Below are 10,945 nucleotides of genomic sequence, written 5' to 3' on the forward strand. Positions count from 1 at the left end.
GACCCGATCGCCGCGCCGCGCCGGGCACGACCGGCGCGGCGGCGGCGCACGAGCCCGAGCAGGCCGCCGATCCCCCAGGCGTTGACCCGCTCGCCGAGCACCATCAGCAGCGCCGGCAGGGCCACGACGGCGGCCAGCATCGCGACGAGGGTCACCGAGATCCCGGCGTAGCTCATCGACTTCAGGAAGAACGGCGGGAAGACGAGCATCACGGCCAATGCCACGATCACCGTCGCCCCGCTGAACAAGATCGTCCGGCTGGCCGAGCGGACCGTCCTCTCCACCGCGGTGGCGCGGTCCCGGCCCACCGCCAGTTCCTCCCGGAACCGGCTGACCATCAGCAACGAGTAGTCGATGCCCAGCCCCAGGCCGAGGGCCGTCGCCAGGTTCACCGCGAAGATCGACACATCGGTGAGATCACCGATCACCGAAAGCGCGGCGAAGCCACCCAGCATGCCGAGCAGCCCGATACCCAGCGGCAGCAGGGCGGCAACCACGCCCGCGAACGCGATGACCAGCAACGCCAACGTGATGGGAATGGCGAACGACTCGGCGGCGGCGAGGTCGGCCGAGACGTGTCCGCTGATGTCCTCCCCGACCGTCACCGCCCCCGGCGCGCCCCCACGACTCGTAATGATCAACGATGTCGGCGGCCTGGTCATCGTCCTGGATACTGGCGACGACAAGCGCCTGCCGGCCGTCCCTCGAGCGCAGCGCCGGACCGCCCCCCGTCCAGTAGGACACGACGTCCCTCGCCCCGGCCTGGGCGGCGAGATCGGCGGCAACCGTCTTTCCCGCGGCGACGACCGCCGCGTCATCCACATCGCCCGCCCGGGCGGTCACCAACAGGAGGAAGTTCGGGCGGCCGTGGAAGCGAGCGTCCAGGACGTCCTCGGCCCGGGAGGAGTCCGACGCCGGATCGTCGAACCCCCCCCGTCTGGAGTTTGCCGAAGGCACCGCCCGCGAGCCCACCGGCGCCGAGCAGCACGAGAAGCGTGAGGACGAGGACCAGACGCGGGCGGCGCGTCACGAGCGCCACGAGCGGAGTAAACACGGAACCCTCCGAAGAGCAGGCGATGCTGAAGAGAACAGTGTTCGCGATCGCTGCTCGTGTCAAGACGCATCCGTTCGCAAAGTTGACAGCGTTCTCGTCGAGACCCACCATGACCGTGGTGAGCAGTCCGGTTCCCCGTCGCGAACGACTGCGGCAGGCCACTCTCGACGAGATCAAACAGACCGCGCGCGCCCAGCTGGCCGAGCACGGCCCGGCTGCGCTCTCCCTACGGGGGATCGCCCGGGTGATGGGCATGGCCCCATCGGCCCTGTACCGCTACGTGGACAGCCGGGAGGTCCTGCTGGCCGAACTGGTCGCGGACGGGTTCGCCTCACTGGCGGAGGCCCTGGAGGCGGCCTTCGACGCGGCCGATCCGCACGACCACCTACGACGCTGGCTCCAGGTCGCCCGCGCGCACCGCCGCTGGGCCCTGGACCATCCGACGGAATACGGACTGATCTTCGGCCCCGGCATCCCCTGCGCCACGTCGACCAACGACCGGATGATCACACAGCTGCACCGCGCGGTCGCGGTGCTGTTCCGCTGCATGAGCGAGTCGACCAGGGCCGGCATGATCGACGCCGCCACGGTGGACGCCCAGCTCACCCCGCCGATGCGCGCCAGCCTACAAGCCTGGGGACGCGACCACGACGTCGCGATCGACGCCGCAGGACTCGCCGTGTGCCTGGCCGTCTGGACCCAGTTGCACGGCTTCATCTCCTTGGAGATGTTCGGGCACCTCCCCTCCGCCCTCGACGACATCGACGATCTGTTCGACCGGCAGATGGCGGACGCGATCATCCGCGTGTGGCGAGGCGGGTACAACCTCGCCACGGTGATGCCCGTCCCGCCGGCCGGCCGGCCGGCCGCGGAGTGACCACCCGGTGTCGACCAACCACCCGGTGTCGACCAGACGGTCTGGTGGTCGACGGTCGGCCGGTCGGCGGCAGCGGTTCAACTGTCCGGCGACCGGCAGCCGGACGGTCAGGCCGAGGTCCGCATTCGCCGCCCCAGCGCGTCGAGCGCGACCCGACGGGTACCCTTGATCTCCGGCAAGCGCGCCTGATAAGCTGGTGCCGTGGCCAACGGCTGGTAGAAGCCGAGCCGCGGGACGAAGTCGGTGTCGTCGTAGCCCGGCGGCCGGTGCAACGCATACGTACGACCCGGGAAAAGCAGGTCGTAGTTGTCGGCGATCTGCCAGATGGCGACGTGCGGGTCGACCCGCCGACGCTGAAAGTACGCCTCCAGAACATCGATTGTGAAACTAATCTCATGGAACTGTTTGACCAGACTGTGGTAATGCTGGCCGACCTGATACTTGATCGGTAGTTCGATCTGGAGACTATCGGAGTAGTCGAGCAGATCGAGCGCCAGAACCTTCAGTGACGTCTCGACGCCGTACCCCCGCGAGAACGCCAGCGCCGCAAAGACGTCCGCGTCGATGACGAATTCCCCGATCAGGGGCTGGATTGTCCGAGTGATGGACGGCACATACCTGGCGAGCTGTTTCGACAACAGCGACCGCAGCATCTCGGTGGTTCGCCCCCCGGGCTGCCCGTCGCCAGTGACTCTACGCGAACTTCCGTTGACGAAAAGCGGGGCGTTATCGGCAGTCACGGCGGCAGCCAGGACACCCACTGTATATGGATCGTAGCTTTCCAGATCGGCGTCATGGAAGATGAGCCGACTACCGAATGCAAGGTAGGCGAGACTACGCATCGCGCCCGCTTTGCCGCCGGTCGTGGTGGCCTCTCGACCCGCGTGGCGCTGCAGGACCGACTCTCCACGCACGACCCAGCTGGCGCCCGCGTCGGTCGCGATGCGCATCAGGCCATGTTCGTCCCCGTCCGACGACGGGTCGACAACCACGCCGATCTCGTCCAGCACGCTGCGCTCCTGCATCCAGCGTTGCCGGTTGAGTGCGATGATGTCGCCGAGAGTTCGAGCCGCCTCCGGGCCACGGGCCGGGATGAGCAGACTCAGAGTGATGCCCTTGGCGAGTTTGTCGACCTCGATCGAGTCGAGGTCGAGGCTGGTGGGTTCGAGCGTTCGCACGGACGCCCCTCTCTCGTGACCTTTCTTGGGTACGGACAGCCCGTACCGGTGATGACGTCCAGATGGGGATCTGGTGCGGCATTGCCGGCGGTATCAGACGGGCTGGGTAGGGAATCCCCCAGCCACCCCGGACCGCACGATTGGGTACCTCCGTTCACAACGCCTCATCCGCCCGAGTCGTCGCCGGTACCTCCCCGCGTGTTCCGGTTCACCACTTCCGCCTCTCGACCACCCGGGAACGACCGGTCCGCCACATGCAGGTACTGGAGCGTCAAAGTATCGGTCTTACGACCGTGTCCGTCACTCCCCATCTTTCTCGAGGGGAACAACCACCGCTTCCGGGACAAGGAGCGAACACTCGGCGCCGCACCAGCACGACACATGACCCCGCCGCGCCACGGAGGGTACCCGACCAAGCACCTGGAGCGGTTGCTCCGGGACCGATCCGAAAGAACTACCCCCGCACGGCCCGCCGATGCCACCGGATGGGCGGAATCGCTCACGGCGTCCTACTCTCTTTCGGTTATGGCCACGGAAGGAAGACCGGCGCGCGACCGGACCATCCCGAAGACGGACGATCGGGCGACGCTCGCCGGCCTGCCCGCCGCCGTGGCCGCGCTCACCATCGCGTACGCCAGGGCACCGCGGCGGATACGGCATCCGGGGCCGGGGGCTGCCTACTCAAACCAGCCGTTTCACCGACTTCATGATCACCGACGTCGTGGCCCGGTCCGGCGGAACCGATCGCGACCCGGTCCCGTCCCGCGGCTTTCGCGGCGTACAGCGCGCGATCCGCGGCTGCGACGAGCGCGAAGGTGTCGTCCGCGTGATCGGGGAGGGCCGCCGCTCCGACCGAGACCGTCACCGCGATCAGCAGAAACTCCTCGCCGCTGTCTCCCCGGACACCGGCACCCGACCGGGCCTGGCCGCGCGCCCTCGTCGGCTCGGTAGACCCCGCCGCCCCGGACTCCCCCGTTCGGGCCGGCGGGTCCAGAACTCGCGGCGCGGGCACGACGATCCGGACGGGTTCCCGTCCGACGCCGCGGCGCAGACGTTCGGCGATATCGGCGAGGGCGCCTCCCCGGACATTCAGCGTGAGCAGCGCGAACTCCTCACCCCCGTAACGGGCGACGACGTCACCGGGACGGGTCACGACCAGCAGTCGCCGAGCCACCTCCGTCAACACCTGATCACCAGCCGGATGGCCGAATCGGTCGTTCACCGACTTGAAGTGGTCGACGTCGACGAGGATCAGCCCCATTCCGGATCCGGTGCGTCGTACCCGACCGGCCGCCAACCGCATCTCGGCCTCCAGATAGCGGCGGGTACGCAGGCCGGTCAGCCCGTCCGTGATCGCCAGACGCCGCTGGTCGGCCTCCAGGCCCGCCATCCGAACGATGATCAGAATCATCATGATCGCACTTACGGCCACGACGACCAGCAGATCCCGTAGATCACCACGGATCACCTGCACGGCCAGCACGGTGGGAGCCACCAGCCCGGCGCTCGACAGTGCCACCAGGCGCCAGCCGCTGCGCGCCTGCGCACGCGGGGGCGCCGGCCGCGTGAGGTCGACCATGGTCGGATGCAGCGCGGCGGCGCCGAGGGCGAGGTTGCCCGTCAACCAGATCGCGTCGAGGTAGTTGCCGACCTCGAAGGCCCCGTTCGTCTGCTGCGCGACGTAGATGGTGTCGGCGGTCAGGATGGCGAGCAGGTTGCCCGCCAGCAGGAAGAAGGCGGGTGGGCGGCTCCCGTGCCCCACCACGAGACGGATGGCCACCCCCAGCAGCGCCAGATCCATCGCCGGATAGGCCACCGAGGTGACGCCGACGAACAGCTCCTGGCCCGCACGCACCTGCGGCGCGATCAGGTAGAGCCAGGACAACAGAACCGCCGCGAGCAGGAACATCGACCCGTCGAGCAGGCCGGCGATGTCCCGTTCCTGGGTCCGTCGCCGGGTCAGCAGAACGAGACCGACGACGAGCAGCGGGTAGTGGCCCAGATACAACGCATCCGGCAAGGCCGGATAGTCTGTGATGTCAAGCACATAGTGAAAGATGTAGAAGGCGCCATCGCCTATGGCGTACATCACCTGGCTGATTCCGATCAGCAACCAGGGACGTCGGTCGGTCAGCTCCTGGCGTTGCAGGCCGAGGAACACGGCCCCCGCGGCCGAGGTGCTGAGGCAGAGGTAGATGACCAGCCGGACGACGCGTGGGCCGCCGGTCGTGGGAAGCTGGCCGTAGACGAGGATGGCGATCAGACCGAGACAGAGATAGACGAGCCAGACGTGGCTACGCCAGGCGCGCCGCCACGATGGAGCCGGCATCACCCCTCGGTTCGCGACGCGGGATCCGTGCGGGACAGCGGGCGTGGCAGCGGTGCCGGGGTCCGCCGGGAAGTCCGGACCGGTGCGTCGCCCGGCTGGGCGTGATGCCGTCGATGGGCGTTCGTTGTCGGGTTGACCGAGGGAATCGGACCTGTCGACCATGCAGGACCGGCTGGCGGTGAACAGCCGCCCCGGAAGGACCGGGCCATGAGCAGCCTCTCAGTGTGAACATGCGGGTGGCACGCGTACCGGCCGCGTACGCCTGTGGTGCCTTGCGGCATTCCGTTGCCGCTCACGGCACCCACAGCAACACTGATCCCACCCGCCTGGCTTCGGCGGGTCGAACGACGAGTCGAACGCCGCGACCTGCTGAAACCGTATCGAATGGTTGCTCTTCGTACAGGAGCGTTTGAAGCCTGATGGGTACTCTTATCTGATCATTTGTCCACTCATTGTGCGGGATCCGCCCCGCTCGGACGGATCCCGGCTGGGGCGGTCACGAAGGGCGAGCCTCGCCCGGACCACTACGAGCTGATGATCGGAAAGTCAGGCTGACGACCGCCGTCGCGGACGTTTCCGCGACGCACCTCAGGGGTGGGCGACGAAGTTGAAGTGCGCCCCCGACGCGAAGGCCGCCCGGAACATGGGCAACGTGTAAGGACCGTCGCCGTCCAGATCGAAGATGCGCAGCCCGAGATCACTGTCGACGAGCGTGTACATCTCGTCGGCCGTCGTGCCGTAGTCCCGGGCACCGGCACCGAACTCGAAGACGAGATACGGCCGGCTGAAGCCGATCAGCTTCTGGCCGCCCTTGAACACCCCGTACTCCGCCCCCTCGACGTCGACCTTGATCAAGGCTGGCCGGTAGTCGGCCGGCATCGCGTCGTCCAGCGTCTCGACCGCGACCTCGATCTGTTCGACGTCCTCGCTGTCGGGCACCCGATCACGCAGCCCGCTGTAGGCGGGCCTGCTACGGACGTAGGTGAAGGGCAGCACCCCCGGCCGGTCGGCGAGCGCGGCCTGCCGTACCTCCACCGCCGGGAAATCGGTGGTCAACGCCGCGGCCATGTGCGGCAACGGCTCATAGGCGACGTGCCGGCCTCCCGGGGCGTGCTGGAGGATGATCCGGAGAACGTCACCCTTGTGCGCGCCCACGTCGATACAGTTCGAGTCCTCCCGGAGAACGAAGGACAGCAGCAGCGCCAGATGCCGATCGTCGCTGCGATTGCGGCGGGCGGTAGGGACGACGTTGTCACGCACCAGCTTCAGCGCCGGACCGAGGCCGATGTCGACCGCCACCCGCCGGGCCCTTGCCAGCTGTTTTTCCATCCGAGGATCCATCCGCCGTGGCCTCCTGTTGTTCAAGCGGCGACCTGCCGGAGTGTCATCGCCGAATGACCCGTTATGACAGTCAGTACACCACTATTGGGCGAACATGATCCATGGTCAAGACCGGTAACAGGAATTTCAAGTCCACTTCATTCCCGCTCGGACGAGCGGACGAGCGGACGAGCGATAATCCTTACGCCACGAAGAGTTTGACTTCTGAACTCTTCCGTCAGGGAAGGGTTTGGAGGTCGCGGCAGACTACCCAGCGGGACCGTTCGGCCTCGCATCGGCCGCCGCCGCGATGGAGAAGATCGACGGCGGCCGCGTCAGCATCCCGTCTTCAGCGGGCCCCCGCGAGAATCTGCTCGTCGACCGGCTCCGCGGCGAAGGATCCCACCGGTGGGCAGGTGCAGACCAGGTTGCGATCACCATAGGCGCCGTCGATCCGACGTACCGGGGGCCAGTACTTGGCGGCCCGCAGCGAAGCGACGGGATAGGCCGCCACCGATCGCGGATAAGCGTGCGACCATTCGTCGGCGGTAACCATCTGTGCGGTATGCGGAGCATTATTCAGGGGATTGTCGGTCCGCGGCCAGATACCGTCTCCAACCTTTTCCACCTCGGCCCGAATGGAGATCATCGCGTCGCAGAAACGATCGATCTCGCCGAGATCCTCACTCTCCGTCGGCTCGACCATCAGTGTTCCGGCAACCGGGAAGGACATGGTCGGAGCATGGAAACCGTAGTCGATGAGACGCTTCGCCACATCGTCCACGGTGACGCCGGTCATCTTCGTCAACGGCCGTAGGTCCAGAATGCACTCATGGGCGACCAGCCCGTCCCGGCCCGCGTAGAGCACCGGATAGTACGGACGCAGCCGGTGGGCAATGTAGTTGGCGTTCAGGACGGCCACCGAGGTCGCCCGGCGCAGGCCATCCGTACCCATCATCCGGATGTAGGCCCACGGAATCATGAGAATTCCGGCCGAGCCCCATGGGGATCCCGAGATCGGGCCCACTCCGGTGGCCGGTCCGGCCTCCGGCCGCAGCGGGTGGTTCGGCAGATAGGGTAGGAGTTTCTCGACCACGGCGACCGGGCCGACCCCCGGACCCCCGCCACCATGCGGGATGCAGAACGTCTTGTGCAGGTTCAGGTGGCTCACGTCGGCCCCGAACTGCCCCGGCCTGGCGAGCCCCACCAGAGCGTTGAGGTTCGCTCCGTCTACGTACACCAGGCCGCCGGCCTCATGCACGATCGCGCACGCCTGCCCGATGCCCTCCTCGTACACACCATGGGTCGACGGGTAGGTGACCATCAGCGCCGCCAACGCGTCCGCGTTCGCGCGGGCCTTGCGGGCCAGATCGTTCAGGTCGACGTTCCCGTCGTCGTCACAGGAGACGACGACCACCCGCATTCCCGCCATCGCGGCGCTCGCCGCATTCGTCCCATGCGCCGAGGAGGGAATGAGACAGATGTTTCGCACCACGGACCCGGGAACAGCATGATCGCGGTGATAGGCCCGGATGGCGAGCAGCCCGGCGAGCTCACCCTGACTGCCGGCATTCGGCTGGAGGGAAACCCCCGCATACCCGGTGATCTGCGCAAGCCAACGCTCTAGGTCCTGAATCATCGCGAGATATCCGGCGGCCTGGCCCAGCGGAGCAAATGGATGGATGTCGGCGAATTCCGGCCAGGTGACCGCGGCCATCTCCGTGGTCGCGTTGAGTTTCATCGTGCACGACCCCAAGGGGATCATGCCCCGGTCGAGAGCCAGATCAAGATCGGACAGTCGACGCAGATAGCGGAGCATCGCGGTCTCCGACCGATGGTCGTGGAACACCGGATGTTGCAGGTAGGGATCCGTACGCACCAGTTCGGCGGGCAGCGCCACCAGCTCGTCCGCCATCTGGTCTGCCTGGTCCGCGCGGGCCATGAGATGATCGCTCGCCGCCACGACGGGCCCGGTCCGAGCCCCGGTCCGGATCCCGCTTTCGGTCTCGGTCTCGGTCTCGGTCCAAGTGATGCCCGCCGTGGCCTCCGGGCCCACCCCGAAGGCCGACCAGACGGCCCCCAGCTCGGCCCGGCCCGTCGTCTCGTTGCAGGAGATGCCCACGTGGTCATCGTCGACCAGCCGCAGGTTCACTCCCCGCGCCAACGCGTCCGCAACCACCTGGGCGGCCCGGCCCGGTACCGCGGCGAGGACGGTGTCGAAGAACGCGTCGTGCACCACCGTCACACCGGCGGCGCGCAGGCCTTCGGCGAGGCGCACCGCGTGCCCGTGGAGGCGACGCGCGATCCCGGCCAGGCCCTCCGGGCCGTGGTAGACCGCGTACATAGAGGCGAGTACCGCGGGCAGCACCTGGGCTGTGCAAATGTTGCTCGTCGCCTTTTCCCGCCGGATGTGCTGCTCACGGGTCTGCAGGGTGAGCCGGTACGCGGGTGCGCCGTCCGCGTCGACCGATACCCCGACGAGCCGCCCCGGCAGGGACCGCTCCAGCCCCTTGCGCACTGCGAGGTAGCCGGCGTGCGGGCCTCCGAAGGACAGCGGTAGCCCGAACCGCTGCGTGCTCCCCACCGCGATGTCCGCGCCGAGATCACCAGGCGCCCGCAGCAGGGTCAGCGCCAGCGGATCGGCGGCGATCGTGACGACGATGCCGCGCTCCCTCGCCGCTGCGATCACACCACGCACATCCCGCAGGACGCCCGCCGGCCCGGGATAAGACAGCAGCAGGCCGAAGGTCGCATCCAGTTCCGCCGGGCCCACGGCCGTGAGTCCGGCGGCGAGATCCGCGACCACCACGTTGATCCCCAGCGCCTCCGCCCTGGTCGCGACCACCGCAATGGTCTGCGGGAGGGTGTCGGCCTCGATGAGGAACGTCGTGCGGGAACCCTTCGCCGTCCGGAACGCGATCTGCATCGCCTCGGCCGCCGCGGTCGGCTCGTCCAGCAGGGAGGCTCCGGCCACCGCCAGGCCGGTCAGATCAGTGATCATCGTCTGGAAGTTGAGCAACGCCTCCAGGCGGCCCTGGGAGATCTCCGGCTGGTACGGCGTGTACGCTGTGTACCAGGAGGGGCTCTCCAGGATGTTGCGCTGGATGACTCCCGGCATCACCGCGGGATGGAACCCCAGCCCGATCATCGAGGAAACCGGTCGGTTCCTGCTACCGAACGCGCGTAGGGCCGCGAGCACCGCGGGTTCACTCAGCGCCGCGGGAAGATCCAGATCCTGGTCACGGATGCTCGCCGGGACGGCCGCATCAGTGAGCGCGGCCAGTGATTCCACGCGCAGCGCATCCAGCATCGCCCGTTGGGAGGACGGGTCCGGGCCGATGTGCCGATCGGCAAACCGCGGGATGGCCGCGGCGGGCAGCCGCCTCGCACCGTTCCTGCCCACCGCCGCGGCGCTACCCTGCCGCGGCGCCCCCGACCGCGCGTGCGACGACGCGGGAGCGGTCGTGGCGGTCGTGGCGGCCATGGCCGGTCCATCGGCATAGGGGGTGTCGTCGTACTCGGTGACGTCAGGCATGATGACTGCTCCGGAGGTCGGGCGACGACGGATCATGCCGGCGCCGCGGCGGGCCTCCCCCTCTGTCATAGGCCTGAGAGCTTCACCGGCGCCGCCGCCGGCAGTCCGGGGAGCTGCGGGCGGGGAACGCGGCTTTCACCGTCGGCGGGACACCTCACGGCGTCCACTTTCCAGAGTTGCCTGACCCGGCGGTTGGGGGCCTGAGAGTTTATGGGGAGAGCTTGCTCCTTCGGCGTCCCGACCAGCGAGCGACCGGGACTCTCCCGCACAGGTGTGAGCGGCATCGGTATGGAGTTGTGGGACGGGGCACGGATGACCCGGGGATGCCTACCAGGAGCGAATGATCGGCTCCCGACTGGCGCCGGTCCCCTCGACGCCGGCTGCGTTCAGCCACGATTCCACTCCCCGAACACTAGCTGCGGGAGCCCCGCGGACCAACCAGTGACCCCCACCGAAACCTGTTCGCAACATGAACCCACGAACCCGTGGAGCCGTGGGCCGTGGCCACGGGACCATCGGTCGTCCGCCATCCGATCCTGCGGGCGGAGGCGGCGGCCTCGGCGTCAGGGCCGCCCGCCGGTAGGCGATACGAGCGCGGACATCTATGTATCTAGGGCCTGTTTGGGAAGTTTATCGGGGCAGCCATTCGTTT

General features: G+C 68.0%; 6 protein-coding genes and 2 riboswitches. Of the genes, 1 reads left to right on the forward strand and 5 read right to left on the reverse strand.

Annotation, left to right across the window (positions count from 1 at the left end):
* Positions 1-605: MMPL family transporter (locus tag AC08OQ_RS12440; RefSeq protein WP_476612059.1), on the reverse strand; the 605-nt coding region annotated here is incomplete at its 3' end.
* Positions 606-1,076: 471 nt separating this feature from the next.
* Here AC08OQ_RS12440 and AC08OQ_RS12445 point away from each other — a divergent pair.
* Entirely contained in the window at positions 1,077-1,931 is an 855-nt protein-coding gene (locus AC08OQ_RS12445) for a TetR/AcrR family transcriptional regulator (protein ID WP_476601144.1), read from the forward strand.
* 107 nt (positions 1,932-2,038) lie between these two features.
* Here AC08OQ_RS12445 and AC08OQ_RS12450 read toward each other — a convergent pair whose 3' ends face one another.
* From AC08OQ_RS12450 to gcvPB, 4 genes are all read right to left on the reverse strand, one after another.
* Entirely contained in the window at positions 2,039-3,109 is a 1,071-nt protein-coding gene (locus tag AC08OQ_RS12450) for a glycosyltransferase family protein (RefSeq protein WP_462203126.1), read from the reverse strand.
* Between the two features lie 619 nt (positions 3,110-3,728).
* Positions 3,729-5,438, reverse strand: coding sequence for a GGDEF domain-containing protein (locus AC08OQ_RS12455; RefSeq protein WP_476601146.1), 1,710 nt, complete (start codon positions 5,436-5,438; stop codon positions 3,729-3,731).
* Between the two features lie 588 nt (positions 5,439-6,026).
* Complete coding sequence (locus AC08OQ_RS12460; RefSeq protein ID WP_476601148.1) at positions 6,027-6,767, reverse strand: FkbM family methyltransferase; 741 nt, start codon at positions 6,765-6,767, stop codon at positions 6,027-6,029.
* A 340-nt stretch (positions 6,768-7,107) separates the two neighbouring features.
* Positions 7,108-10,293, reverse strand: coding sequence for an aminomethyl-transferring glycine dehydrogenase subunit GcvPB (gene gcvPB, locus AC08OQ_RS12465; RefSeq protein WP_476601150.1), 3,186 nt, complete (start codon positions 10,291-10,293; stop codon positions 7,108-7,110).
* A gap of 55 nt (positions 10,294-10,348) precedes the next feature.
* A riboswitch (glycine riboswitch) is annotated at positions 10,349-10,472 on the reverse strand.
* Positions 10,473-10,569: riboswitch (glycine riboswitch) on the reverse strand. It lies immediately after the preceding riboswitch.
* Positions 10,570-10,945 lie beyond the last annotated feature (376 nt).

This window comes from Frankia sp. CcCS3 (assembly GCF_977927575.1).